Annotated in this window: 22 protein-coding genes, 2 tRNA genes and 1 pseudogene; 11 read left to right on the top strand and 14 right to left on the bottom strand. The window is 70.3% G+C overall.

The features are described from left to right. Positions 1-29: 29 nt before the first annotated feature. Genes ACFVST_RS06685 through ACFVST_RS06675 form a run of 3 tightly spaced genes read right to left on the bottom strand, consistent with a single transcriptional unit; the run spans position 30 to position 1,346 of the window. Positions 30-338 carry a hypothetical protein gene (locus ACFVST_RS06685; RefSeq protein ID WP_390147536.1) on the bottom strand — a complete coding sequence of 103 codons (309 nt, stop codon included), beginning with the start codon at positions 336-338 and terminating at the stop codon, positions 30-32. Continuing rightward, positions 338-811 (bottom strand): hypothetical protein, encoded by a 474-nt coding sequence (locus ACFVST_RS06680; RefSeq protein WP_390147534.1) that lies wholly within the window; start codon positions 809-811, stop codon positions 338-340. The genes ACFVST_RS06685 and ACFVST_RS06680 overlap by 1 nt, the downstream gene beginning before the upstream one ends. A gap of 25 nt (positions 812-836) precedes the next feature. Further along, a complete protein-coding gene (locus ACFVST_RS06675; protein WP_390147532.1) occupies positions 837-1,346 on the bottom strand; it encodes a hypothetical protein in 510 nt (169 codons plus the stop codon). Between the two features lie 325 nt (positions 1,347-1,671). On the opposite strand from ACFVST_RS06675, the gene ACFVST_RS06670 reads away from it, so the two are divergent. The 8 genes from ACFVST_RS06670 (at position 1,672) to ACFVST_RS06635 (ending at position 10,046) form a co-directional block, all read left to right on the top strand. Further along, positions 1,672-3,054 (top strand): cytochrome P450, encoded by a 1,383-nt coding sequence (locus tag ACFVST_RS06670; RefSeq protein ID WP_390147531.1) that lies wholly within the window; start codon positions 1,672-1,674, stop codon positions 3,052-3,054. A 67-nt stretch (positions 3,055-3,121) separates the two neighbouring features. Further along, on the top strand, positions 3,122-4,138 hold the full coding sequence (locus ACFVST_RS06665) for a UbiA family prenyltransferase (protein ID WP_390147529.1): 1,017 nt from the start codon (positions 3,122-3,124) through the stop codon (positions 4,136-4,138). Further along, positions 4,128-4,832, top strand: a complete 705-nt coding sequence (locus ACFVST_RS06660) for a ubiquinone/menaquinone biosynthesis methyltransferase (protein WP_390147527.1) — start codon at positions 4,128-4,130, stop codon at positions 4,830-4,832. The genes ACFVST_RS06665 and ACFVST_RS06660 overlap by 11 nt, the downstream gene beginning before the upstream one ends. Before the next feature lie 134 nt (positions 4,833-4,966). Beyond that, the gene (locus tag ACFVST_RS06655; protein ID WP_390147525.1) at positions 4,967-6,694 is read left to right on the top strand and encodes a non-ribosomal peptide synthetase; all 1,728 of its coding nucleotides are present in this window, start codon (positions 4,967-4,969) and stop codon (positions 6,692-6,694) included. Then, entirely contained in the window at positions 6,691-7,410 is a 720-nt protein-coding gene (locus tag ACFVST_RS06650; protein ID WP_390147523.1) for a thioesterase II family protein, read from the top strand. The genes ACFVST_RS06655 and ACFVST_RS06650 overlap by 4 nt, the downstream gene beginning before the upstream one ends. Further along, the gene (locus tag ACFVST_RS06645; protein WP_390147521.1) at positions 7,407-8,591 is read left to right on the top strand and encodes a cytochrome P450; all 1,185 of its coding nucleotides are present in this window, start codon (positions 7,407-7,409) and stop codon (positions 8,589-8,591) included. The genes ACFVST_RS06650 and ACFVST_RS06645 overlap by 4 nt, the downstream gene beginning before the upstream one ends. Continuing rightward, on the top strand, positions 8,588-9,766 hold the full coding sequence (locus ACFVST_RS06640; protein ID WP_390147519.1) for a DUF711 family protein: 1,179 nt from the start codon (positions 8,588-8,590) through the stop codon (positions 9,764-9,766). Before ACFVST_RS06645 ends, ACFVST_RS06640 begins: the two co-directional genes overlap by 4 nt. A 106-nt stretch (positions 9,767-9,872) precedes the next feature. Continuing rightward, a complete protein-coding gene (locus ACFVST_RS06635) occupies positions 9,873-10,046 on the top strand; it encodes a hypothetical protein (protein WP_390147517.1) in 174 nt (57 codons plus the stop codon). Positions 10,047-10,554: 508 nt separating this feature from the next. Here the strand turns inward: ACFVST_RS06635 and ACFVST_RS06630 are convergent. Then, a tRNA-Ala gene (locus tag ACFVST_RS06630) sits at positions 10,555-10,627 on the bottom strand. 178 nt (positions 10,628-10,805) lie between these two features. On the opposite strand from ACFVST_RS06630, the gene ACFVST_RS06625 reads away from it, so the two are divergent. Both ACFVST_RS06625 and ACFVST_RS06620 read left to right on the top strand, forming a co-directional pair. Next, positions 10,806-11,354, top strand: coding sequence for a helix-turn-helix domain-containing protein (locus tag ACFVST_RS06625; RefSeq protein WP_390147516.1), 549 nt, complete (start codon positions 10,806-10,808; stop codon positions 11,352-11,354). A gap of 29 nt (positions 11,355-11,383) precedes the next feature. After that, positions 11,384-12,713, top strand: a pseudogene (locus ACFVST_RS06620) (protein kinase). A gap of 22 nt (positions 12,714-12,735) precedes the next feature. On the opposite strand, the gene ACFVST_RS06615 reads toward ACFVST_RS06620, so the two are convergent. Both ACFVST_RS06615 and ACFVST_RS06610 read right to left on the bottom strand, forming a co-directional pair. Continuing rightward, positions 12,736-13,995: a hypothetical protein gene (locus ACFVST_RS06615; protein ID WP_390147514.1), complete on the bottom strand. Its 1,260-nt coding sequence runs from the start codon at positions 13,993-13,995 to the stop codon at positions 12,736-12,738. A 331-nt stretch (positions 13,996-14,326) separates the two neighbouring features. Then, on the bottom strand, positions 14,327-14,455 hold the full coding sequence (locus ACFVST_RS06610; protein ID WP_217710499.1) for a DLW-39 family protein: 129 nt from the start codon (positions 14,453-14,455) through the stop codon (positions 14,327-14,329). Between the two features lie 361 nt (positions 14,456-14,816). On the opposite strand from ACFVST_RS06610, the gene ACFVST_RS06605 reads away from it, so the two are divergent. Beyond that, positions 14,817-15,272 carry a DUF6344 domain-containing protein gene (locus tag ACFVST_RS06605; protein ID WP_390147512.1) on the top strand — a complete coding sequence of 152 codons (456 nt, stop codon included), beginning with the start codon at positions 14,817-14,819 and terminating at the stop codon, positions 15,270-15,272. 534 nt (positions 15,273-15,806) lie between these two features. Here the strand turns inward: ACFVST_RS06605 and ACFVST_RS06600 are convergent. From ACFVST_RS06600 to dnaN, 8 genes are all read right to left on the bottom strand, one after another. Next, positions 15,807-15,880: transfer RNA gene (locus ACFVST_RS06600), tRNA-Ile, on the bottom strand. 86 nt (positions 15,881-15,966) lie between these two features. Further along, a complete protein-coding gene (locus ACFVST_RS06595) occupies positions 15,967-16,686 on the bottom strand; it encodes a DUF3566 domain-containing protein (RefSeq protein WP_390147510.1) in 720 nt (239 codons plus the stop codon). Between the two features lie 18 nt (positions 16,687-16,704). Continuing rightward, positions 16,705-19,311 carry a DNA gyrase subunit A gene (gene gyrA, locus ACFVST_RS06590; protein WP_390147508.1) on the bottom strand — a complete coding sequence of 869 codons (2,607 nt, stop codon included), beginning with the start codon at positions 19,309-19,311 and terminating at the stop codon, positions 16,705-16,707. Between the two features lie 71 nt (positions 19,312-19,382). Continuing rightward, positions 19,383-21,470, bottom strand: coding sequence for a DNA topoisomerase (ATP-hydrolyzing) subunit B (gyrB, locus tag ACFVST_RS06585; protein WP_390147506.1), 2,088 nt, complete (start codon positions 21,468-21,470; stop codon positions 19,383-19,385). 329 nt (positions 21,471-21,799) lie between these two features. Next, entirely contained in the window at positions 21,800-22,360 is a 561-nt protein-coding gene (locus ACFVST_RS06580) for a DUF721 domain-containing protein (protein WP_390147504.1), read from the bottom strand. Beyond that, a complete protein-coding gene (gene recF / locus ACFVST_RS06575; RefSeq protein WP_390147502.1) occupies positions 22,357-23,481 on the bottom strand; it encodes a DNA replication/repair protein RecF in 1,125 nt (374 codons plus the stop codon). The genes ACFVST_RS06580 and recF overlap by 4 nt, the downstream gene beginning before the upstream one ends. 41 nt (positions 23,482-23,522) lie before the next feature. Next, a complete protein-coding gene (gene gnd, locus ACFVST_RS06570; protein ID WP_390147500.1) occupies positions 23,523-24,398 on the bottom strand; it encodes a phosphogluconate dehydrogenase (NAD(+)-dependent, decarboxylating) in 876 nt (291 codons plus the stop codon). A gap of 161 nt (positions 24,399-24,559) precedes the next feature. Next, positions 24,560-25,690 (bottom strand): DNA polymerase III subunit beta, encoded by a 1,131-nt coding sequence (dnaN, locus tag ACFVST_RS06565; RefSeq protein ID WP_390147499.1) that lies wholly within the window; start codon positions 25,688-25,690, stop codon positions 24,560-24,562. Positions 25,691-26,562 lie beyond the last annotated feature (872 nt).

Below are 26,562 nucleotides of genomic sequence, written 5' to 3'. Positions count from 1 at the left end.
TGGGCGGTCCCGGGAGTGCGGGACAAGCCCTATGGCGCGAGGACCGGACAGCCGTCCAGGCGGTGTACCCGGTCGGTGTCCGGGTCCGGTGGGAGCGGATGCCCGAGGTGGTCCGCGCGCACCTCGCCGATCCACTGGTCGTGCTGGTACTCGTGGTTGAGCAGCACGGTGAGCAAGTGCGTTGCGACGACGGTGAGTTGGCCGGGCGCCGAGACCTTGCCGGCAGCTATGGCGCGCATCCGGGCGTGCACCCGCTCGGCGTCGGTGTCCCGGAAGGCGGCGAGCCGGTCGACGGTGGGCAGGGCGCCGCGGAACTTCTCCGGGTTGGCCGAGTCCATCAGTCGCGGCGAACCCAGCCCCACCCCGGAACTCGGTGGGCGACGTGCGCCTGCTGGCCCAGGTGCCACCCGATGGCGCTGAACTCCTCGTGCGGACGCCGGATCACCTTGTCCGCGCTGAGGTCCTGGTAGCGGGCGAGGACCTTGGCCACGGCTCCCGTCCACACCGGGGTGAGGCGGGCCAACCGGGCTGGTTCCGCGGGTAGTTGGCCGTCGAAGTCGATCCGGGCCAGGGCGAGCGCCGGGGGTACGGCGAGTACCGCGTGGCCGGTGTGCAGGACCGAGTCCGCGGTGTGCGCGGCGGGACCCGCACCGTCCCGCGGTCCGGCGGATCGCGGTGACCGGGGTGTCGAGCCGGAGTACGCCGTCGGGCGGGCGGACCCTCGGTGAAACGGCGGGACGGGCTCTCCACCAGGTTGCCCGGCAAGGGAATCGCGATACCGCAGGAGGACGGGCAGCCCCAGCAGGCGCATGACAGACCTACGTGGGGAGCCTCGCTCAGCAGCCGTTCGACGTGATGATCTGGCGGGTCTGCTGGTCGGCGGGGCGGAGGTCGCCGCCCTTGGAGGCGTGGACGAAGTGCAGCTTCTGCGTCGCGTCACCGTCGGACGAGGGCGTGACCGTGAGCGTGTTGTCCTTCTCGCCCAACGCGACGTCAGCTCGTGTGCTGGCGTAGGGAGTTCCGGCCAGGCAGCGGTCCGCGCCGCCGAAGGAACGGTCGTATCTGCCGTACGGATCCGTATGGGCCCAGGCGGCCACGGTGAGCGAGCCGAGGGCGATGGCGGCCGCCACGGTGCCGGCGGAGGCGAGCAGTCGGGCGGGCGCGCCGCGTACCCGCGAGCGGGCGGCCCATACTCCCCAGGCGGCGAGCCCGGCCCCCATGGGGACGCAGACGACGGCCAGCGCGACGTAGTTGCTCAGCCCGGAGGCATCGAGGCGCGCCCACCGGCCGACCACCACGGCCGCCACGATCAACGCGACGGCCACCACGGCGAACGCGACGCGCACTGCCGGGAATCCCGCTGGGCGAGCGTCCCTGTCCCCTGTGTCTGCCACCGTCATGCCCGGCATGTTACCCGCACTTGAAATTGCCCTCTTCATTACGTATCGGCCTTTAAGCAGCGACTGCATATCGACTCGCATAGACCGGTCTTTTCGGTTACCGGAATACCTCGATGGGTGTGGTCGCGTTATGGGCACTGACGGCGTGTCAGTTATCCCGGAGGCAAGGTGGCCAGGGGCAGGAGGCACGTTCCTGCCATCTGCTTGCCCGGTCGGACTTCGGGGCTGTAGGACTTGTAGGCGCTTGTTGGCGATTCACCGGGGGGCCAGAATGGCGGGGACCGTTACGTGCACGCTTCCCGCGAGGAAGCGGCGCCACGACAGCGGTGTCCTCTCCGCGCCGACCGTCCCACCGCGGCGGCTGCCCGGAGTGGGCGACCTGTTATGCCTGCGCTCGGACCTGCTGAACGCGATCCAGTACGCCGCCCTGGACGGCCGGGAACTCTCCTACTTCTCCGTCGGTCCCAAGCGCATGGTCTTCGTCAACCGGAGCACCGCCGCCGACATCGTCCTCTCCGACATCCACACCTTCGGCAAACCGGACGGTGAGAACCCGCTGCGGCTGGTCCTCGGGGACGGCCTGATCAGCAATCCGTTCCACGACCAGTGGTTACGCAGGCGCAGAGCACTCCAGCCGATGTACAGCCGCCCCAGCCTGGCCGGGATGCGGCAGAAGATGAGCGAGGTGATCGGGGAGCACCTCGGGCGCTGGGAAGAGCGCGAACGCACCGAACTGGCCGTCCACGAGGCGATGTTGTCCTTCGCCCTGGACATCGTTGCCAGGTGTATGTTCAGCCGGTCCGGCGACACGGTGGCCGATGTGCTGACGCCCGGCACCATCTCCTTCCTGCTGGACTTCGTCGACCGCCGCCTCCGGGGGCCGCTCTCCCTCCCGGTGGGCGTGCCCAGCCGGCGGAACCGGAACTTCGCCGCCACCATGCGGGACCTGGACGGCCTGGTGCACCGGCTGATCAGGGAACGGCGCGGCGGCGGCGAACAGCACGGCGATCTGCTGGACATCCTGCTGGCGGCCAGGGTCGGCGAGAGTGCGGAGCCGCTGACCGACACCGAGGTCAGGGACGAGGTGCTGACCACCTTCGTCGCCGCGTACGAGACCACGGCCAGTGCGCTGACCTGGATCCTCTATCTGCTCGCCTGCTATCCGGACATTCAGCGGGAGGTCCGTGACGAGGTGCGCGCGCCCGCCCCGGCCGGCGCGGGGGACCGGCAGGGCAGCACTCTGCTGGAGCGCGTCATCAATGAGGGAATGCGGCTGTTTCCGCCGTCGCCGACCATTCCCCGGCAGGTGGCGGAGAACGTACGCATCGGCTCCTCGGAGATACCCGGGGGAGCCTTTGTGATGCTCAATGTGGCTGCCATCCACCGGGATCCGGCCGTCTGGGAACGGCCCGACGAATTCCTTCCGGAGCGTTTTCTGAACGGTGTCCCCGGCAAGGGGACGTTTCTGCCGTTCGGGGCCGGGGCCCATATGTGCATCGGCAAGGGGTTCGCCATGACGGAGATGCGGATGCTGCTGTCCGGTGTTCTCGACAAGTTCGAGATATCCCAGCGGGAATCCGCGGGACCTGCCCCCAGAGCGCTGCTCACCCTTCGGCCCCGTGCGGGTTTCGGGCTGACCCTCACCCGTATGTGACGCAGTTCTCGGTGCGCTTTTCCGGCGGTGGCACGATTCCATGAGAGAGGTTCTACACATGCGCCGTATGTCGCGCTTCAGCGCGGTGGTCAAGAATGTGCGTCCCCGTACGCTCCTGGTCAGTCCGCTCTCCTACTGCGTGGGCGCGGCCATGGCCGATCACCGGTTTGATTTCACGGTGCTGCTCGGTGTCCTCTTCCATGTACTCGCCCCGCTGGCGGCCAATGCCCACAATGCCGTGACCGACCTTGTGGAGGACGGTGAGAACGTGCCGGGCCGTCTGGGTCTGGTCGAGGCGGCGGGCGTGGGGCTGCTCCAGCGGGTGCTGTACGGGAGCCTCGGCGTCATGCTGGTGCTCTCGCTGCTGATCTCCTTCGCGCAGACGCTGCTCTGGGCGTTCAGTGTTTTCCTGGTGCTGGGCTACTCCTCGAAGCGGCTCCGGCTCAAAGGCAGGCCGGTCATCGGTATGGCGGTCTTCTCGATGGCGGTCACCGAGCCTTATATCGCGGGTGCGCTGCTCGGTGACTCCTGGTGGAAGATCCCCCATTACGACTCCTACCAGCCGGTCTTTCTCGGGGTTTTCCTCTTCTGCTGGTATTTCGCCAAGGGCATCATGAAGAACGTCCCGGACTACGCGGGCGACAAAGCGGCCGGGCTGCGGACGATTCCCGTACTGCTGCCCTCGCAGCTCGCCGGTGCCTGGGTCGCCGCTATTGCGACCTCCGCGGTGTACGCCGCGTTCCCGATGCTCGTTCTCGCCACCGATATGCCTGACCGGCTGCTTTATGCGGGCGTCATGCTGATCCCGGCCGTGGCTAACATGATCTCCATGGTCCGGGCCCGGACGCCGATCGAGTACAACCTGGTCGGTCAACGGGACATGTACGTGTCCGTGGTCTTTCTCGGCCTGCTGCTCTTCGGGGTGCGGCCGTCGGTCGGGGCGGCGGTGATCGGGCTGTTCGCCGTCGCGGTCATGGCCTGGGCGGACATGTCCGGTTCGGACTCCAGGGTGAGCCACCACATCACCCGGGCCGATGCGCAGGCAGGCGTTCCCATGGAGAGGGCGGGACAAGTTGACGAGTGACCGCACACACGGCAAGGGCTCCGAAGTGCACGGGATCTTCCAGAAGATCGCCGGGTACTACGACCGGATGAACTTCGTCATGACGCTCGGCCGTCATCAGAAATGGTGCCGGGAGGTGGCCGCCCGCGTCGCGCCCCCCGAGGGCGGACAACTGCTGGACCTGGCCACAGGTACCGGGGTGATCGCGCTGGAGGCGGCCCGCAGATACCCCACGGTCAAGGTCACCGGTGCCGATTTCTCCGAGGAGATGCTGGACCGGGCGAGGGAGAAGCCCGGGGCCGGCGCGGTGTCCTGGCAGCACGCGGACGCCACTGAACTGCCTTTCGAGGACGAGTCCTTCGACGGGATCACCGAGGGCTATCTGCTCCGGAACGTGGCGGATCTCGACCGCGTCCTACGGGAACAGCACCGGGTGCTCAAGCCCGGCAGCCGGCTGGTGATCCTGGAGACGTGCCCGCCGAGCGGCCTGGTGGAGCCGTTGGTGAAATGGGGTATGCGAGTCATCGTTCCGCTGCTGGGACAGGTCGTGGCACGCGACCGGAAGTCCTACACCTATCTGGAATCCAGTACCCGCGCCTTCGAATCACCGCAGAGCGTCGCCAGGGCACTGCACGGGCTCGGGTTCAGGGATATCGGGTGGCGCAAGAAGTTCTTCGGTACGAACGTCATTCTGTGGGCCACCAAAGCGAGTTGACGGCGGGCGACGGCACCGAGGCGCACTGAGAAGTCACGGGTGAACTAGGGGGAGTTCTGGTGGGTAATCCTGTTCCGGGCAGGCGTACGACCGTTCCGCATATCGCGCACGCCAGGAAGGCGCTGGAATTCTGGGTGTCCGGGCATTCCGACCGCCCCGCCTCCGTCGGCATCGACGGCGAGGCGCTGACCTGGTCGGAGCTCGCCGCTTCGACCCGGGCGCTGGCCCGCCGGCTCGATGAGGCCGGGGTGGGCGCGGGCGAGCGGGTCGCCGTGATGGCGGGCCGCTCGCGGTACGCGCTCAGCAGCCTGCTGGCGATCTGGGCCAACGGCTGTTCCGCGGTCCTGCTGGACGAGCGGCACCCGGCCGAGCGCCGCCGCTGGATCGTGGCGGACGCCGGGTGCAAGGTGCTGCTCTCCTCGGAGCCGGAGGCCGCTGAACTGGACCAGGTGCTGGTCGGGACGGACGGCTCGGAGGCCCAAGAGGCCGATGGGCAGGGCGAGTTCGAGTGGGCCGAGTGGTCCGGCACCGGGCGGCGCACCGAGGCGTACGTCGTCTACACCTCGGGCACCACCGGCCGCCCCAAGGGAGTGCGGGTCGGCTCCGGCGCGCTGGCGAATCTGCTGGCCAACGCGGGATCGCTGGGGTACCGGCCCGGCGGGCGGGCCGTCTCGGTCGTCTCCCCGGGCTTCGACGGCTGGTTGTGGTCGGTCCTCACCCCCTTCGTCAACGGCGTCACCTGCGTCTCGCTCGACCCGGCCCTCGGCGACCTCCAACAGGCCCTGGCCGTACGGGAGATCGACCACCTCTGTATGACCCCCTCGCTGTACGCCACGCTCACCGAACTGCCGTCGGCCGAGGTCGCCGTGGTGGCCGGGGAGCGCTGCCCGGACAGCCTGGCCGACCGCCTGCGGGCGGCCGCCGCCCGGGTGATCAACGTGTACGGGCCGACCGAGGCCACCATCGCCGCCACCCTGGCCGACACCGCCCGCGGGGACGACCCGCGCACCGTCGGCCGCCCGCTCTCCGGCTACACGGTCAGCGTCGTGGACGAGGACCTGAACGAGGTCCCGGCGGGCACCGCGGGCGAGGTCCTCATCGGCGGCGCCGGTGTCGCCCTCGGATATGTCGACCCGGGCGGGCCGGGCGCGGAGCGGTTCACCGACCGGGACGGCGCGCGGCACTTCCGTACCGGGGACCTCGGAGTGCTGGGCGCGGACGGGCAGTTGGGCATCTTCGGACGGGCCGACAACCAGGTCAAGGTGGGCGGCTTCCGGATCGAGCTGGAGGAGCTGGAGAGCATCGCCCGCGAGGTGCCCGGCGTCGAGGCCGCGGTGGCCCACACCCGCGGTGAGCCGCCCACCCTGGCCGTCGGCGTGCTGACCGCCCCTGGCCAGGATCTCGGCGAGGAGCTGCGGACCCGGCTCGCCGACCGCTTCGCCGCCCGGCTGCCGCGCCCCCTGTGCCCCACCCTGGTCCATCGCATCACCGGCATCCCGCTGGAGCCGACCGGCAAGGTCGCCCGGCACACGGTGGCCGAACTCGGCGAGGCCCAACTCGCCGCGCGGCTGGGCGAGTCCGAGCCGGACGCGCGACCGGGCGGGTCCGACCCGGACGGCGCCGGGTCCGCGCAGGACGACCATGTCCTCGGCCGGGTACTGGAGAGCTGGGGCGGCGCCTTCGGGCACGCCGTCGCCCAGGACGCCGACTTCTTCGCCATCGGCGGGCACTCCCTGCTCGCCGCCCAACTCGCCTCCAGCATCGAGACGGAGCTGGGTGTGGCGGTCTCCATCAACGACGTACTCACCACCAGGACCCCGCTGGCGCTCGCGCGGCGGATAGACGAGGTGAGGGCCGCGTGACGTATCTGCGCTCCTTCACCGCGGCCGAACCGGGCGCCGCGACCGTGGTGGTGTTCCCGCAGGCGGGCGCCGGATGTCTGCGGTTGCGGGAGACCGCGGCGGCGTTACCCACCGGGACCGGCCTGCTCGGGGTCCAACTCCCGGGCCGCGAGGACCGGTTGGAGGACCCGGCGCCCGGCGGGCTGGCCGAGGTGGTGGACACGGTGACCGGCGAGCTGCGCGACACCGCGGCGGACCGCCCACTGGTACTGCTCGGGCTCAGCCTCGGCGCGCTCCTCGCCTACGAGGTGGCGCGGCGGCTCGAAGCCGGGGGCGCCGCGGCCCGTTCGCTGGTGGTCGCCGCCGCCCGCTCGCCCGAGCACTGGAGCACCTTCCCCGCCGCGGACCCGCCCCAGGAGGAACTGGCGGCGCTGCTCCACCCGTCGGTCCGCGGAACCGCGCTCGCCCGGTACGCCGTCCTGCCGCTGCGCTGCGATCTGCGGCTGATGACCGGCTACCGGGTGCCCGCCGCGCCGCTGGCCGATACGCCGCTGTGCTCGGTCTCCGGGCGCCGCGACACCGTGGTCACCGCCCAGCAGATGGCCGGTTGGCGGGAGCGGGCCGCCGTCCACCGGGGGCATCGGGTGATCGACGCGGGCCATCACGAGTTCATGGACCCGGGCGTTCTCGCCGCACTGGCCGCGGACGCCGACCTCCGGGGGGCGGTGCGCGGATGACCCGGCAGAGCGCACCGGACCTCTTCGCGCCCGGTCTCTTCGAAGGCACCGGTTTCTACGAGGTCTTCGCCTGGTACCGGGCGAACGATCCCGTGTCCTGGCAGCACCCGGCCGGCGAGCCGGAGGGCTTCTGGAACGTGATGCGGTACCACGATGCGGTCGCCGTGCACCGCGACAGCACCCGGATGAGTTCCACCAAGGGGATGCGGCTCGGCACGGCGGACCGCGCGGTGGACGCCGTCGCCAACAAGATGCTGATCGTCGCCGACCCGCCCGACCACACCCGGATGAAGCGGGTCCTCATCCAGCCGTTCTCCCACGAGGTGCTCTCCCGGGCCGAGGCGTATGTGGAGAAGGTCGTCGCCGATGTCGTCGCCACGGCCGTCCGGGAGCCCGGCCCGGATCTGCTCCGGCAGCTCGAACGCATCCCGACCGATGTCATCTGCGCGATCATGGGCCTGCCCCGCTCGGACTGGGAGTGGATCGGCAGGAAGACCACCGAGGCCTTCGAGTCGCCCTCCGAGGTGCGGCGCGTCACGGCCAACGGCGAGATCTTCAAGTACTTCAGCGATCTGGTGCGGGAGAACCGCAGGACGGGCGAGAACGAGTTCATCAGCGGTCTCACCGCGCGGAACTCCGGCGGCGGCGGGCTGACGGACCAGGAGCTGGTCTTCAACTTCAGCGGCATCCTGGCCGGTGGCAATGAGACGACCCGTTTCACCCTGGCGGCCCTCACCCTCCAACTGGCCGAGCGCCCGGACCAGTTGGGCCACGTTCTGTCCGGGGAGGCCGATCCGGCCGTCGCCACCGAGGAGGCACTGCGCTGGTCGGTGCCCGGGATGCATGTCCTGCGGACCGCCACCGAGGCCCTGCGCATCGGGGACGCCGAGGTGCGGCCCGGCCAGCGCGTCGTCACCTGGATCGGCTCGGCCAACCGGGACCCGGAGGTCTTCGACGACCCCGACACCTTCGACGTCGACCGCACCGGGAACCGGCATCTGAGCTTCGGCGCGGGCCGCCATATGTGCCTCGGCAGCCGCCTCGCCCGCCTGGAGATCGGCGCCTATCTGCGGGTCCTGCGGGACACCGTGCGCTCCGTGACCCTGGAGGGCGAACCCCGCTACAACGGCTCCAACTTCACCTGGGGCCTCAACGAACTCCCGGTGGTACTGCACCCATGACACAGCCGACACCCACTTCCCCGGTCCGCGCGGTGACCCTCTGCCTCCCCGACGAGGTCTTCCGGGGCGGACAGGCCGACACCGACGCCGTCCGCCGCCACGGCGAACAGGCGCTGGACATCGGCGAGCGGCTCACCGCCGCCGGGTACGAGGTGCAGACGGTGCGCCTCTCCAGCCCGGCGCTCGACCGGCCGCTCGACGCCGGCCAACTCAGCGCGCGAGCAGCCGAGTTGGTCGAGGGCTGCCGCTGCTCCGGCGTGGGCAGCGCCTCCCTGGGCGCCCTACGGCCGTCCGCACTCACGGAGTTGAAGCCCACGGAGGTCGCGGACGTACTGGTCGCGCACCGGTCGCTGTTCCTCGCCGTCGTCGTCGCGGACGACGGGGAGGTGGACCACTCGGCCGTCGCCTTCAGCGGGGCCGTGATCCGCGAGCTGGCGAGCCGGGACGCGGAGGCCAACTTCCGGTTCGCCGCCGTCGCCCACCTGGGCCCCAACGCCCCTCTGTTTCCCGGCTCTTACAGCGACGGACTGCGGGCCGGGGTGAGCGTGGGACTCCAATCGGCAGGCCCGCTCCTGGCCCGCGCCCGCACCGCGGCCCCCCGCGACCTCACCGCAGCAAGCGAGCTGACCAGGGACTGCCTGTACGACCAACTCGCCCCGCTGGACGGCCTGTTGCGCCCGGCCTGCGAACGCCACGGGCTGCTGTTCCACGGCTTCGACCCGTCCCCGGCCTGCGCCCCCGACGCCAGTATCGGGGAGTTCCTGGAGACCGTCGGCGGTGTCCGCTTCGGCGCTCCGGGGCTGGTGGCGGCCTGCGCGGCGGTCACCGCGGGCATCCGCTCGGTCGGCCTGCCCACGGTGGGCTACGCGGGCCTGATGCTCCCCGTCCTGGAGGACCGGGTACTCGCACACGCCTGGCAGCAGGGCCGCCTCGACGCCGACTCGGTACTGGCCTACTCCTCGGTCTGCGGCGCCGGCCTGGACACCGTCCCGCTGCCCGCGTCGACCTCGGAGCACGAGGTCGACGCGCTGATCGCGGACATGGCGGCCCTCTCGGCACGCTGGACGAAACCGCTGTCCGCCCGCCTGATGCTCGCCCCGCCCACCGCCGACCCGCACCGCACGGAGTTCCGGGCGGAGCAGATCATCAACATCGCCTACCCGCCTGCTCGTTGAGGCTCAGCCGCGGCCGCTCACACGCCTGGCGATTACCCGCCGGTCACTTCCGCGCGGCGGCCCAGGGTGCAACTGGCGCCGCATCATCACCAGATCGCCCCAGGCCATGGCGTGGCCGCACGCCCGGCCGATCGGACCGCGGCACCGCGCCCCATCCCCCATCTCCGGCGCACCCTGCGAACTCGACGGCCGCACCTGGCTGCACAAGCCCCGCGCCGACGCCCAACTCACCAGCACAGACGACCTGTACGCCGCCCACGCCACTGCTCTGGCCCCTTAGATAGCCCCCGAGCGCCCCTGATCCGCCCCGCCGACGATAGTCCCGGATTCATGCCGGACGACGTCGCGGCGGGCGGGATGCCAGTGCCCCGGCCGGTGCCTTCCGCCGCACCGGCCGGCCCCACTAATGCGCATGGGGAACCGCAAGCTGCCCTCATGCCGATCGCTCTGACCCAGGCAGAGTGATCCGCCCCGCAGCCAGCGGGGGCGGGGCGGCTACGTTTCTTGTGGCGGCCCCCGCTGGGTCGACCGGCAGAGGACAGACGCCACCCCGCGGTCCAAGCCTCCCCGCTCGGTACCGCAGGCAAGGTGGCAGGCGCGCGTCTGGCGCGTGTGGGGGAGTCCACGCCAGCCCCCGTCATCAGCACCCCAAAACGATCTGGTGCGCCCGCGTCGTCTGATCACGTGATGCCCTTGTATGTCTCCGGCGTGGGGTTGTGGATTCTATGCGGACTCTGATCATGAAAAACGCCCCCCGGGACCTGTCCCGGGGGGCGTCTGACCTGCTGTGGAGCCTAGGGGAGTCGAACCCCTGACATCTGCCTTGCAAAGACAGCGCTCTACCAACTGAGCTAAGGCCCCTCTGACGTGCGCCCGCGGTGGTGCCGGGGGGCGCGTCGGAGAACAGAGTACCGGGTCCCGCGGGGTGGGTCGCAAAAGGATCGGGGGGTCCCGGCACACGGTGCAGCTCCGTAGGATGCCAGGCAGGGGGGTTCGCTGAAGCGAAGCCCGGTTCTCGGGGAAGCGATGGGGAGACGCGATGGACGCCGCGCAGCAGGAAGCAACCAGCAGAGCCCGTGAGCTCCAGCGGAACTGGTACGGGGAGCCTCTCGGGGCGCTGTTCCGCCGGCTCATCGACGATCTGGGGCTCAACCAGGCCCGCCTGGCGGCGGTGCTCGGCCTGTCGGCGCCGATGCTCTCCCAACTCATGAGCGGCCAGCGGGCAAAGATCGGCAACCCGGCGGTGGTGCAGCGGGTGCAACAGCTCCAGGAGTTGGCCGCGCAGGTCACCGACGGCAGCACCAGCGCCGGCGAGGCCGCCGACCGCATGGAGGAGATCAAGAAGTCGCAGGGCGGCTCCATGCTGACCAACACCACGGGAACCACGTCGAGTTCGGGTGCGCCGACGGTGAAGCGCGTCGTGCGGGAGATCCAGTCGCTGCTGCGCTCGGTGGCCGCCGCGGGCGACATCATCGACGCCGCGGACACCCTCGCCGGCAGCCAACCCGAGCTGGCGGAGTTCCTCCGTGTCTACGGCGCCGGCCGCACCGCGGACGCCGTCTCCCACTACCAGGCCCACCAGTCCTGACACCGGTCGGAGAGGAGCGGCGCACCACCATGGGCGAGGTCTTCGCCGGCCGGTACGAACTGGTCGACCCGATCGGACGCGGGGCAGTCGGCGCGGTGTGGCGCGCCTGGGATCGGCGGCGCGGCCGCTATGTCGCCGCCAAGGTGCTCCAGCAGAGCGACGCGCACACCCTGCTGCGGTTCGTACGGGAGCAGGCGCTGAGGATCGACCACCCGCATGTGCTGGCGCCGGCCAGTTGGGCGGCCGACGACGACAAGGTGCTGTTCACCATGGACCTGGTGAGCGGCGGCTCGCTGGCCCATGTGATCGGGGTACGGCCCGCTGCCGCCGCACCTCGTCTGCACCCTCCTCGACCAACTCCTCGCGGGGCTGGCCGCGGTGCACGCGGAGGGCGTGGTGCACCGCGACATCAAACCGGCCAACATCCTGCTGGAGGCCACCGGCACCGGCCGCCCGCATCTGCGCCTGTCCGACTTCGGCATCTCCATGCGCAAGGGCGAACCGCGCCTGACCGAGACCGACTATGTGGTGGGCACCCCGGGCTACTTCGCCCCGGAGCAAGTCCTCGGCGACGAACCCGACTTCCCCGCGGATCTCTTCGCCGTCGGCCTCGTCGCCCTCTATCTGCTCGGGGGCGGCAAACCGGACATCAAGTCGCTGATGGAGCAGTTCCGCGAGCAGGGCACCCCGCCACCCCCCGATGAGGTGCCGGAACCGCTGTGGCAGGTGGTGGCAGGCCTGATCCAGCCGGACCCGGAGACCCGCTTCCGCACCGCGGCCGGCGCACGCAAGGCCCTGGCCACCGCGGTCGAGGTCCTGCCCGCCCCGGACTCCGACGACGAACCCGTCGAGATCTTCGACCAGATCGGCCCCCTCCCTCCGGGTTACAGCCCGTCGGGTCCTGCACAGGCCCAGGCCCTGGTCGAGACCCCAGCCCCGGCGGCTCCCGATCCGAGGACAGGGACCGGCACGGGGGATGTCAGCGCCTCAGTCCCCGCAGCGCCCTGTGAGGGTCAACCCCCCGACGAAGCACCCGAGTTGACCAGAGCCACCATGCTCCTCAGAGCCCCCGGAGCAGCCACCCCCGCCCCACAACACCCCAGCCCCCCGCAGCCGTCCCCGTACCCCGCGCACCCCGGTGGCTCCCAGCAAGGCCCGCCCGCACCCCGCATCACGGCGGGGCCATCCCAACCGCCGGACACCGAGGTACCCGCCGTTCCAGCAGCGGCGGGGGCGACGACGGCACCCGCGAGCGGCACCGGGAAGCGCCCCGGCCCACCGCCCAAGGCGGTACTGACCCTGCTGCTGGCCGCCCTGATCTGCTTCGCCGTAGGTACGTGGGCGCTAACCCAATTGTGAGTTGGTGCGGGGATGGCCGTCCTCAGCGGGTGGCCCGGCGCCGGGCCAGCACGGTCCAGCCACCGAGCACCAGCACCAGCGTCAGCCCCGCACCGAACGCGGCCACGGCCAGCGTGCGCATCGCACCGTCGGGCTTCGTGGCGCCGGCCCCCGCGTCGGCGCTGTCCCCGTTCGCGGCTGCCTCCCGGTCCCGGTCCGTGACTCCGAACGCGGCGGCCGGCACCGGCTTGCCGTTGTAGAGGGGACCGCTCTTGGCCCGCCCGCTGACCTTGACCCGCAGGGTCAGCGCATAGGGGCCCTTGCCGAACTTCAGGCCGACGTCCGGGGCCACACTGACCGCCAGGTAGTACCACCCGGCGAAGCGCATCGCTGCCCGCTCGGTGCGTGCGGCGAAGCGGTTGCGGTAGTCGACCGGGGGCAGCGGGTCGAGGGCGACGGACCGCGAGGATCCCGTGTAGGAGGTGCCCCGCTCCACCACCAGCGTGCGGGCCGGGTTGTGGAGCGAAAGCATCACGCCATCGAAGGAGTTGGCGTCCACCGCCCCGTTCGTACCGCCCAACTCGGCCTCGGCGTATACCTGTTGACCCCAGTCGACAGGCACCCGGTAGTAGCGGGTGCGACCGGGTGTCACGGAGCCCCGAAAGCTACCGGTCTCCACAGCGACCGCGGAGCCGAACCCGGCCCCGCCGGACCGCTTCCGGCTCCCCTGTTGCTTCCCGCGCGGGAGCTTAGGAGTGGCGGAGTTCCAGACCTCCGGCTCCTCCCCGGCCTCGGTCCCCTTCAGCGACGGCTCGGCGGAGTAACGCAGTTCAAGCCCCCAGGCATCGTGACTGGAGTGCTTCCCGCTGGTCCGCTCGACCATGACGTAATACGTGCCGGCGTTGGGGCACAGGGGAGCGGAGTCGATGATGCGGGACCCGGTGGCCACGATCGGCCGCAGGTTCTCCCCGGCACCGAAGGTGGCGGGATCGCCGGAGCAGATCGGCGTGCGGTCCGCGCTCTGCATCCACACCCTGATCCCGTCGTCGTATGCGATCTTCTGGCCGATGGGCGGCACCGCCGTCACCGAGACGTAGGCGTTGGAGGTGGCGTCCAGCCGCACCCGGTAGTAGGCACGCCCCGAGCCGTCCGCCCCGACGGTGATGCTGCTGCGGTACGTCGAGCCGGGCCGAAGCTGTGCGGCGGTGTCGGTCGACTTGGCGGCGGGGACGGGGCGGGCGCCGGCCTCGTAGGCGTAGTCCCCATCCGCGGCCAGGGCCGGGCCGGGCAGGGCAGCGAGCACGCAAAGCGCCGCCGCTCCCGCCAGGACCGGCCGATGCCCCGCCCTGCCTGCGAGCCGCCTCCGTACGAGACGTCCCATCGCCTCCCCCTCGTCCCCTCGTGATCCGGCCACCGGCTCCTGCGCCATGCGGTGGCGGAGCGGGCGGTGGACCATCCTGCCAATCGGGCGGCCCGGAGCGCGAACCGGTCACCCGCCGACCGCCTACACCGGCCGACCGCGGGCCGCAAGCCGCCGCTTCACAGCAGCGAACCCCGGCCACAGGCGCCCCGGACAGCACAAGGCCCCGGCCGCGTGACGCGACCAGGGCCCGGTGGAGTCTGCTGTCGTCTGCTCACGAACCCGTGGGCACGGAGTCGGTCGCCTCCGTCCACAGATCCTGCTCGGCGCGATCCGCCTGGATCTGGCGGTACACGAGGAGCCCGCCGATGGCAGCCAGTGCGATCAGGAGAAGCTTCTTCACCGCGCGACCTCGTCTTTCCTTGACTTGGAGGACCTTCTGGCGCCCGACTATACACACCGGTCGAGACCGATCGGTGACCTCCCCGGTGCCCTCCAACTGCCGTACCGGCAGCACCAGTAGATCATCGGCGACGATCTGCGCGACCGGGGCGAATCGGGATCCCGGAGTGACACGAGGCGAGCACGGACGGACGCCGAACGTAATCTTCCGCAGCTTCACCGCGGTTTTCTGATCACTTCCCGCCATCCGAGTGGTGTTCATCTGAACATCGCGGCGCCCCGAGCGTGGGTCCTTCACTCAAAGATCGGCGTACACATCATTGGGAAAGTACGCAAATCGCCCAACCCGAAAGTGAGGGATCATGGCCGGAAACCGGGTCATGCAGCTCTGGACCGCAGTCATCTCCGCCGTCCTCGCCGTACTCTCCGCGCTCGGCTTCGCCTCCCCGGCGGCCGCCGCCAGCCCCGTCCCCCAGGTCGAGGGCACCTGCAAGGACAAGGCCGCCGACTCCGCGCCGCACATCCTGCCGGCCCCGGTGCACCGGGCGACGCCGCCGAGGGAACGGTCGCTGCCGCCCACGATGAAGCAGCGCATCTGCGCCGAGGCACACGGTTCCTCCCCGAGCTGCCGCAAGCTCCCGCCGGCCGACGCGCTCCTCCCCGGCACCGCGGTCACCCTCCCGGACAGCACCACGCCCTCCGGCACCGGCGGCAGCATCGTCCCGGACCACGACGAGTCGGCCCCGGTCACCCTGCCCGCCCAGGTCACCGCGGCAGACATGGACTCCGGCGCCTCGACCCATGCCCTCGCCGCCTGATCCCCCGGCACCACCCGCAGTACCGAGCACCACCCAGCCCCTTCTGAAACACCCCGTACGACCTGCAGCACCACGTGATTTCGCCTGAGTCGCCTGAAGCTTCTGCCCAGCGAGGCAGCCCCAACAGGTCCGCCAGGACCGGCAGTTCACCCGGCATCCCTGGTTGAACCGGCACGCCCTCCAGCAGATCAGCCCCAGGTACCACCGGCCCAGCGCCGAGCACCACCAGCGGGACCAGCACCACCAGCAAGACCAGCACCAACCGCAAGCGCCGCAAGACCCGAAGACCGCAAGCACCGCGCAGCCCGCGCACCACGCACCACGCACCGCCCGTCAGGAGAGTGCAGCAGTACCGCTTCGGCGGCCACACCGGTCCGTGTTCGGCCGGTGGCTCAGTCATGTGGCCCCGCGGTTTCTGCCGCCCCCGTCGGACGCCGGTGCGTCTTCGTGTGCCCGCGCCGGCCCTGGCTCCCGTACGCATCCGGGTACGCAGAAGGCCCGGCACTCCGTGGAGTACCGGGCCTCTGGTCGATGTGGGGCTAACAGGACTTGAACCTGTGGCCTCTTCCTTATCAGGGAAGCGCTCTAACCGTCTGAGCTATAGCCCCGCGCGCTGACGACTGAAGGTTAGCGCACGAGGCGGCCAGTCCCAAAATCGGTTACCCGGGGGCCATAACAGCAGTTCCGAGCGGGGCTACTCGTCCTCGGCCAGGGTCAGTTCCACGCCGCCGACGAAGCCCGCGGAGAGGTTGTAGATGAAGGCGCCGAGGGTGGCGAGCGCGGTGGCGAGGACCACGTCGATGACCGCGATGACGCTGGTGAACATCAGCACCCGCGGCAGCGACAGGAAGGACTGGAGGTCGAAGCCGCTGCCGCTGCCCTCGTTGGAGCCGGTGGCCTCGGAGATGGTGCCGCCGACGGTGGAGAAGACGCCCATCGCGTCCATCACCATCCACAGCACCGCGGCCGCCACCACCGTGCACACGCCGAGCGCGATGGAAAGCAGGAAGCTGACCTTCATCACCGACCACGGGTCCGCCTTGGCGACCCGGAGCCGCGCCTTGCGGGTCCGCGGAGTGGTCCGCGCCCCGGTGCGCGGCCGGCGTACCGAGCCGGTGGGCGGCGTCTGGTAGGCCTGCGGCGGGTGGTACGGGCCCGACTGCTGCTGCGGCTGGCGTTCGCCCGGCAGCGGGGTGCCCGAGGGCTCGGCGGGTGCGCCCTGGTACCCGGCGCCGCCGGAGTACGCGTCATAGGAGGGCGGCATTCCCTGGTGCCCTCGGGTTTCGGTCACAGTTCCCCCCTGGGATCCATGCGAGCCATGCGGGGTGGTGGCTGAGGCAGTGCCACGGGCGCCTTCCGGGCCGGGTCCGTCCGATCCGGATCCGTGCTTTCCGGCGCCCGCGGCTCTGCTCACGTCCACTCACTCCTCGCGTTACTCGGCCGTGGGCTGCTCGCCCTCGTCCGTACCGGCGGACTGGTCGGTCTCGGTGTCTTCGGCGCTCCCGGCGACGTCGACCTCCTCTGCCTCCCGGCCCTCCTCGGCGTTGCGCGCGATGCCGACGACGGCGTCGCGCTTGCCCAGGTTGATCAGTTGGACGCCCATGGTGTCACGGCCCGTCTCCCTGACTTCGCTGACTCGCGTGCGAATCACACCGCCCCCCAGCGTGATGGCGAGGATCTCGTCGCTCTCCTCGACCACCAGCGCTCCGACCAGTTCACCGCGGTCCTCCACGATCTTGGCGGCCTTGATACCGAGGCCGCCGCGGCCCTGGACGCGGTAGTCGTCGACGGAGGTGCGCTTCGCGTACCCGCCGTCGGTTGCGGTGAAGACGAAAGTACCGGCCCTGACGACATTCATCGAGAGGAGTTCGTCGCCCTCGCGGAAACTCATGCCCTTCACGCCCGAGGTGGCGCGGCCCATGGGGCGCAGCGCGTCGTCGGTGGCGGTGAAGCGGATCGACTGGGCCTTCTTGCTGATGAGCAGCAGATCGTCGTCGGGGGAGACGAGTTCGGCGCCGATCAGTTCGTCGGAGGTGCCGTCGGCGCCGTCCGTCTCCCTGAGGTTGATGGCGATGACGCCGCCGGAGCGGGGCGAGTCGTAGTCCTTGAGCGGGGTCTTCTTGACCAGGCCGGCCTTGGTGGCGAGGACGAGGTGGGGCGCGGCCTCGTAGTCGCGGATGGCGAGGATCTCGGCGATGGCCTCGTCGGGCTGGAAGGCCAGCAGGTTCGCCACGTGCTGGCCGCGTGCGTCCCGTCCCGCGTCGGGGAGTTCATAGGCCTTGGCGCGGTAGACGCGGCCCTTGTTGGTGAAGAACAGCAGCCAGTGGTGGGTGGTGGAGACGAAGAAGTGATCGACGATGTCGTCTTCCTTCAGCTTCGTGCCGCGTACGCCCTTGCCGCCGCGCTTCTGGGCCCGGTAGTCGTCGGTCTTGGTGCGCTTGACGTAGCCGCCGCGGGAGACCGTGACGACGATGTCCTCCTCGGCGATCAGGTCCTCGATGGACATGTCGCCCTCGAAGGGCACCAGCTTGGTGCGCCGGTCGTCGCCGAACTTCTCGACGATCGCGGTGAGTTCCTCGCTGATGATGCCGCGCTGGCGGACCGGGGAGGCGAGGATCCGGTTGTACTCCTCGATCTTCGCCTGGAGTTCGTCGTGCTCCTGGACGATCTTCTGGCGCTCCAGGGCGGCGAGCCGGCGGAGCTGCATCTCCAGGATGGCGTTGGCCTGGATCTCGTCGATCTCCAGGAGCTGCATCAGGCCGCCGCGCGCGATGTCCACCGTGTCGCTGCGCCGGATCAGGGCGATGACCTCGTCGATGGCGTCCAGGGCCTTGAGCAGGCCGCGCAGGATGTGGGCGCGCTCCTCGGCCTTGCGCAGCCGGAAGCGGGTGCGCCGGACGACGACCTCGATCTGGTGGGTGACCCAGTGCCGGATGAAGGCGTCCAGGGACAGGGTGCGGGGCACTCCGTCGACCAGGGCCAGCATGTTGGCGCCGAAGTTGGTCTGCAGATCGGTGTGCTTGTAGAGGTTGTTGAGGACGACCTTGGCGACGGCGTCCCGCTTGAGCACGATGACCAGGCGCTGGCCGGTGCGCGAGGAGGTCTCGTCGCGGACGTCGGCGATGCCGCCGATGCGGCCGTCCTTCACCAGGTCGGCGATCTTCTGCGCGAGGTTGTCCGGGTTGACCTGGTAGGGGAGTTCGGTGACGACCAGGCACTGCCGGTTCTGGATCTCCTCGACCTCGACCACGGCGCGCATCGTGATGGAGCCGCGCCCGGTGCGGTACGCCTCCTCGATGCCCTTGCGGCCGACGACCAGCGCGCCGGTGGGGAAGTCGGGGCCCTTGATGCGCTCGATGAGCGCGTCCAGCAGCTCCTCGTGGCTGGCCTCCGGGTTCTCCAGGTACCACTGGGCGCCGGCGGCCACCTCGCGGAGGTTGTGCGGGGGGATGTTGGTGGCCATGCCGACGGCGATGCCGGCGGAGCCGTTGATCAGCAGGTTGGGGAAGCGGGACGGCAGGACGGTCGGCTCCTGGGAGCGGCCGTCGTAGTTGTCCGTGAAGTCGACGGTGTCCTCGTCGATGTCGCGGACCATCTCCATGGAGAGCGGCGCCATCTTGCACTCGGTGTACCGCATGGCGGCGGCCGGGTCGTTGCCCGGGGAGCCGAAGTTGCCGTTGGAGTCGACCAGCGGCATCCGCATCGACCAGGGCTGGGCGAGGCGGACCAGGGCGTCGTAGATCGAACTGTCGCCGTGCGGATGGTAGTTGCCCATCACGTCGCCGACGACGCGGGCGCACTTGTAGAAGCCCTTCTCGGGCCGGTACCCGCCGTCGTACATGGCGTACAGCACGCGCCGGTGGACGGGCTTGAGGCCGTCGCGGACGTCGGGCAGGGCGCGCGAGACGATGACCGACATCGCGTAGTCGAGATACGAGCGCTGCATCTCGGTTTCGAGCCCGACGGGCTCCAGGCGCATCGCCTCCACAGGGGTGTCCGCTGCCTCTTCGGTGGTGCTCGGGGTGTTCTCGTCGGCCATGGCCGTACTGGATCCTTTCGGACTGCTCTGGTCCGCCGGGAGGGGGCCGGCGCAGAGGTCTCTGGGTGTCCTCAGATGTCGAGGAAGCGGACGTCCTTGGCGTTGCGCTGGATGAACTGCCGCCGGGCTTCGACGTCTTCGCCCATCAGCACGGAGAAGAGGTCGTCGGCCTGGGCGGCGTCGTCGAGGGTGACCTGGCCGAGGACGCGGTGGTCCTGGTCCATGGTGGTGATGCGCAGCTCCTCGGCGTTCATCTCGCCGAGGCCCTTGAAGCGCTGCACCGAGTCGTCCCTGATGCGCTTGCCCTGCTGGCGGCCCAGCTCGATCAGGGCGTCCCGCTCCCGGTCCGAGTAGGCGTAACTGAAGTCGTCCCGGGTCCACTTGATCTTGTACAGCGGGGGGCGGGAGAGGAAGACATGGCCGGCCTCGACCAGGGGCCGCATGAAGCGGAAGAGGAAGGTCAGCAGCAGGGTGTTGATGTGCTGGCCGTCGACGTCGGCGTCCGCCATCAAGATGATCTTGTGGTAGCGGAGCTTCCCGATGTCGAAGTCCTCGTGCACCCCGGTGCCGAAGGCCGAGATCAGCGCCTGGATCTCCTGGTTCTGGAGGATCTTGTCGACGCGGGCCTTCTCCACGTTGAGGATCTTGCCGCGGATCGGGAGGATCGCCTGGTACTCGGGATTGCGGCCGGACTTGGCGGAGCCGCCGGCCGAGTCGCCCTCCACGATGAAGATCTCGCACTTGACGGGGTCGTTGGACTGGCAGTCGGACAGCTTGCCCGGCAGCGAGGCCGTCTCCAGCAGGCCCTTGCGGCGCGTCAGATCGCGGGCCTTGCGGGCGGCGACGCGGGCGGTGGCGGCCTGGATGCCCTTGCGGATGATGTCCGCGGCCTCGTTGGGATTGCGGTCCAGCCAGTCCGTCAGGTGCTCGTGCACGACCTTCTGGACGAAGGTCTTGGCCTCGGTGTTGCCCAGCTTGGTCTTGGTCTGGCCCTCGAACTGCGGCTCGCCCAGCTTCACCGAGATGATCGCGGTGAGGCCCTCGCGGATGTCGTCGCCGGTGAGGTTGTCGTCCTTGTCGCGGAGCAGCTTCTTGTCGCGCGCGTAGCGGTTGATGAGACTGGTCAGCGCGGCGCGGAAGCCCTCCTCGTGGGTGCCGCCCTCATGGGTGTGGATGGTGTTGGCGAAGGAGTAGACGCCCTCGCTGTACCCGCTGTTCCACTGCATGGCGACCTCGACGGAGAGCAGCCGCTCCCGGTCCTCCGCGTCGATGTCGATGACGCTGGGGTGAACCACCTCGCCCTTGCGGGAGTTGAGGTACTTCACGAAGTCGACGATGCCGCCCTCGTAGTGGTACGTGACGGTGCGCGGCTCGGCCGCGGTGTCGTCCACCGCCTCGCCCGCGTCGGCGCCCGCGGTGGCCTTGGCCGACTCGCGCTCGTCGGTCAGCCGGATGGTGAGGCCCTTGTTGAGGAAGGCCATCTCCTGGAAGCGCCGGGACAGCGTCTCGAAGGAGTAGTCGGTGGTCTCGAAGATGTCGCCGTCGGCCCAGAAGGTGACCGAGGTGCCGGTCCTCTCGATGGCCTCGTGCTGCGCCAGCGGCGCCGTCGGCACGCCCATCTTGTAGTCCTGCGTCCAGCGGTACCCGTCGGTCTTCACCTCGACGGACACCCGGGACGACAGCGCGTTCACCACGGAGACGCCGACGCCGTGCAGACCACCGGAGACCGCGTAGCCGCCGCCGCCGAACTTGCCGCCCGCGTGCAGGACCGTCAGCACGACCTCGACGGCCGGCTTCCCCTCGGAGGGGACGATCCCGACCGGGATGCCGCGGCCGTTGTCGATGACGCGGACCCCGCCGTCGGGCAGGATCGTCACGTCGATGGTGTCGGCGTGGCCGGCCAGGGCCTCGTCGACGGCGTTGTCCACGACCTCGTACACCAGGTGGTGCAGGCCGCGTTCACCGGTCGAGCCGATGTACATGCCGGGTCGCTTGCGTACCGCGTCCAGACCCTCAAGAACGGTGATGGCGCTGGCGTCGTACGACGGGTCCGCCGCGGCCTGCGGCGGTACCTCGCCGGGCAGACCGGCGGCAGTGGACGGGGTGGTCTCGTTGGGGTTGCCGGAATCGGCCACGAAGCGCCCTTTCTGGCACAGCACCAGCCAGGCTCCCGGCGATGGCCGGACCGGCTGCGGCATGTTGCGTAGGTGAACCTGTGTAAGCGTGTCGGCGTTGCTCGGTGGGGTCCCACAAGTGGGAGGTGAACCTCCTCCAGTGTACCGGTGGCTCTGACAGCGATGGGGGTTTGCCGGTACCTGAGTCCGCATGTGCCGCCCTGAGACGGCCTCTGCCGACTCCCCATATGGGGACCAGGGCTCCAAGAGGCTCACAGCGCCGCTCAGCGCTTCAGAGCGTCAACCTCCCACTACGGTGCCGTGCGGATGCCATTGCAACGGGTCCGCGGCGGGCCGGGCGGGCGCGGCGCGGCTCAGCCGTAGGTGTCGCCGCTGCCTCTGCTGCCGGGTGCCCGCAGCGGTCCGAACCGGCGGTCGGCACCCTGCGGCCCGAGCACTCTGATGAGCCGTACGGTGCCCTGGCCGAGGGTCTCGTTGAGCCGGGCGACGAGCTGCGGAGCGAGCAGCCGCAACTGCGTGGCCCAGGCCGTGGAGTCGCAACGAACCGTCAGAACCCGCTCGTCAGGGGCGTCGTCATAGCGCTGCGGCACACAGTGCTTGGCCAGGTCCTCGCCGACGATCTGCGGCCAACGGCCCATCACACCGCCGACCGCGGCCGGTGTCTCCCAGCCCCGCTCGGTGATCAGCCGGCTGATGGCGCTGCCCAGCGGCTGCGGATCCCGGCCGTCCGCACGGGCCCCGGAGCGGAGGCCTCCACGGCGGGCCTGGGTGCGCTGGCGGGCGGCCGCGCCGCGGGCCCGCGCCTGCTCCTTGGCGGCGCGCAACGCCACCCGCGCCAGGTCGACACCGGAGGCTCCGGACGGATCCGCGGCCGGACGCTGCTCGTCCCCGGCCCCCGATGTGGCGTTGCTCATACTTCTTCCACCCGGCCTTCGGAGACCTCGAATCGGGTCCCGCTGAGCATCCCGGGCACGTCGTCGTCGACCGCCGCGGTCACCAGGACCTGCTCGCCGGGGGCCACCAGCTCGGCCAGCCGCTCCCGGCGCCGGGCGTCCAGCTCGGCGAAGACATCGTCCAGCACCAGCACCGGCTCCCGCCCGTCCGTCCGCAGCAGCTCGTACGAGGCCAGCCGCAGGGCCAGCGCGTACGACCAGGACTCGCCGTGGCTGGCGTAGCCCTTCGCGGGGAGGCGGCCCAGCTTCAGCAGCAGGTCGTCGCGGTGCGGGCCGACCAGCGTCACCCCGCGCTCGATCTCCTGCTTGCGGGCCTCGCCCAGCGCGGTGAGCAACTGCCCGGCCAGCTCCTCGCGATCCTGCCCGGTGAGCCCGGCCGCGGACGCCTTGTACTCCAGCGCGACCGGCCCACCGCCGGGCGCCAACTGCTCGTACGCCTTGTCGGCCAGCGGCTGGAGGGCGGTGACCAGCGCGGCCCGCTGGGCGAGCAACTCGGCGCCGGCCTGGGCCAGATGCTGGTCCCACACGTCGAGCGTGGAGAGGTCCATGCCGCGGCCGCCGTGCCGCCGTGCCAGGGCGGCGGACTTCAGCAGGGTGTTGCGCTGCTTGAGGACGCGCTCGTAGTCGGAGCGGACGCCGGCCAGCCGCGGGGCGCGGGCGGTGACCAGCTCGTCCAGGAAGCGGCGGCGCTCCCCGGGGTCGCCCTTGACCAGCGCCAGATCCTCCGGCGCGAACAGCACGGTCCGCAGGATGCCGAGCACGTCACGCGGTCTGACCTGGGAGGAACGGTTGATCCGGGCGCGGTTGGCCCGGCCCGGGTTGAGTTCCAGCTCGACCAGTTGCTGCCGCTCGTCCTGGCGGACCGAGGCCCTGATGACCGCGCGCTCGGCGCCCATCCGGACCAGGGGCGCGTCCGAGGAGACGCGGTGGCTGCCGAGGGTGGCGAGATAGCCGACGGCCTCGACCAGATTGGTCTTGCCCTGCCCGTTGGGCCCGACGAAGGCGGTGACGCCCGGATCGAGCGGAACCTCGACCCGGGCGTACGAGCGGAAGTCGGCCAGCGACAGATGCGTGACGTGCATGGCGGTGCGCCGGCCTCCCCAGGGTGTGGATCAGTTGTGGATCAGTTCTTCTCGACGGCGTGGCCGCCGAACTGGTTGCGCAGCGCGGCGATCATCTTCATCTGCGGCGAGTCGTCCTGGCGGGAGGCGAACCGGGCGAAGAGGGAGGCGGTGATCGCGGGCAGCGGCACCGCGTTGTCGATGGCGGCCTCCACCGTCCAGCGGCCCTCGCCGGAGTCCTGGGCGAAGCCCTTCAGCTGCTCCAGGTGCTCGTCCTCGTCCAGGGCGTTGACCGCGAGATCCAGCAGCCAGGAGCGGATGACGGTGCCCTCCTGCCAGGAGCGGAACACCTCGCGCACATCGGTCACCGAGTGCACGGCCTCCAGCAGCTCCCAGCCCTCGGCATAGGCCTGCATCATGGCGTACTCGATGCCGTTGTGGACCATCTTGGCGAAGTGGCCGGCGCCGACCTTCCCGGCGTGCACCGCGCCGAACTCGCCCTCCGGCTTCAGCGCGTCGAAGACCGGCTGGACCTTGGCGACGTTGTCCTTGTCGCCGCCGTACATCAGGGCGTAGCCGTTCTCCAGGCCCCAGACGCCGCCGGAGACACCGCAGTCGACAAAGCCGATGCCCTTGAGGCCCAGCTCGACGGCGTGCTTCTCGTCGTCCGTCCAGCGGGAGTTGCCCCCGTCGACCACGACGTCGCCGGGCTCCAGCAGCGCCGCCAGCTCGTCGACGGTGGACTGCGTCGCGGGACCGGCGGGCACCATGACCCACACCACCCGCGGGCCCTTGAGCTTGCCCACCAGCTCTTCGAGGCTGTGGACATCGGCGAGGTCCGGGTTGCGGTCGTATCCGAGGACGGTGTGGCCTGCGCGGCGGATGCGCTCACGCATATTGCCGCCCATCTTGCCGAGGCCGACGAGACCGAGCTCCATCAGTTGTTCCTTCACTTGCGAGATCGCGAACCGGCACATCTTCGTACCCGCGTCCGAGCCTACGCCCGGGGTCTTGTGCACACCTGTGGACAGAACCGCTCAGCCGCGGGCCCCGGGGCGCCGGCGCCCCGGGCAGAGGTAGCGGGCCACCGCGGCCGCCGTCAGCCGGAGAGCCGCACCGGCATGATCAGGTACTTGTAGGCGTCGTCGGCCTCCGCGTCCACCGCCGGACGGCCGCTGAGCAGCGCCGGCTTGGTCGAGGTGGTGAAGGAGAGCTGCGCGGCCGGGGAGTCGATCGCGCTCAGGCCGTCCAGCAGGAAGGTCGGGTTGAAGGCGATGGAGATGTCGTCGCCCTCCAACTGCGCGTCGACCCTTTCCACAGCCTGTGCGTCCTCGCTGGAGCCGGCCTCCAGGATGAGGACACCCTGCTCGAAGCTGAGCCGGACCGGGGTGTTCCGCTCGGCGACCAGGGCGACGCGCTTGACGGCCTCCACGAAGGGGGCGGTCTCGATCACGGCCACGGAGTTGAACTCGGTGGGGAAGAGCGTGCGGTACTTCGGCAGGTCGCCTTCGAGCAGCCGGGTGGTGGTACGCCGGCCGGCGCCCTCGAAGCCGATCAGGCCCTCGCCGGAACCGGAGCCGGAGAGAGCCAAGGTCACGCTGTCCCCGCTGGTCAGGGCCTTGGCGGTGTCCAGCAGGGTCTTGGCGGGGACCAGGGCGACCGCGGAGGTGTCCGGCACCTCGGGCTTCCACAGGAACTCGCGTACCGCGAAGCGGTAGCGGTCGGTGGAGGCCAGGGTGACCGTGTCGCCCTCGATCTCGATCCGCACACCGGTGAGCACCGGCAGGGTGTCGTCCCGGCCCGCGGCGATGGCGACCTGCGCGGCGGCGGAGGCGAAGACCTCACCGGGCACAGTGCCGGTGGCGGTGGGCATCTGCGGCAGCGCCGGGTACTCCTCCACCGGCAGGGTGTGGAGGGTGAAGCGGGAGGAGCCGCAGACCACCGTCGCCCGTACACCGTCTGTGGAGATCTCCACCGGGCGGTTCGGCAGGGCGCGGCAGATGTCGGCGAGGAGGCGGCCGGAGACGAGGACGGTGCCCTCCTCCTCGACCTCGGCCTCCACCGAGACCCGCGCCGAGACCTCGTAGTCGAAGCCTGACAGGCTCAGCGCCCCGTCCTCGGCCTTCAGCAGCAGCCCTGCGAGGACCGGCGCCGGAGGACGGGCCGGCAGGCTGCGCGCCGCCCAGGCAACCGCCTCCGCGAGTACGTCGCGTTCCACCCGGATCTTCACGTAAGCCGCCTCCTGCTGTTGCCGGCGCTCTCGCCCTGCTCGTCATTCGTCGTCTGGCCCGGTGTCACCGGCTCCCGGGACGGGAAGGACACCGGGGACCAGTCTGACGCACCGCACTGACAGTCGTTGCCGCTCCCGGTCAAGTCGCGACCGGCCCGGCCTGACCGCCGAAGCGAGAGTTGTGCACAGCCCCCACTTCGAAACGGAATCCCTGGTCTAACTGTGTGGCAGTAGTAGTAGGGCCTGTGGATACCGTGGATAACGTCGTTTTCCCAGGTCAGAGGCGGTTTTTTATCCACCGGTCCTGTGGGCGGAGCCGGTGGACAACTCGGCCGGACTGTGGACGACGGAAAGTTCTGCACACCCCATGCACAGGGACGGCCCACTTGTCCCCAGCCTCGTCCCCAGATTTTTCCGGGTTGCCCACAGGCCTGTCCCGACCTCCGGTGTGACGGCTTTCACTCGGGCCGGTGAGCGGGCGCGTTGTGTTGCCGAACAGTGGACAGGGGTGTGGAGAAGCTGGGGAAAGCTGGGGACAAGTGGCCTCAGCCTGTGGGTTGCCGGTGGACAACTCTCGAAGCGGCCTGTGGACGAATCCGTTGTCCACAGTCTGTGGAAGACCGTTATCCACGAATCCACAACCTGCCCACCTGGGAGATCATCCCTCAGCCACCTCTGCCTGTGGACACCATCTGGACAACTTTCCTCTCCCCAGGGTGTGGACGCGAGAAAGTCGGCGAATCTGTGGAGAACACCCGTAACCTCGACGGAAATCGAACACCGGAGGACTGCCGACGCCCTCGTGCCGGGAGCGGATTCGCTTGCGCGGGGCGCCAGTTGGGGTGCCGGTCGGGGCGTTGGCCAGAGTGCCG

The sequence above is a fragment of the Streptomyces sp. NPDC058045 genome, from assembly GCF_042885635.1.
GTDB lineage: Bacteria > Actinomycetota > Actinomycetes > Streptomycetales > Streptomycetaceae > Streptomyces.
This window is presented reverse-complemented; position numbering and strand designations above follow the sequence as displayed.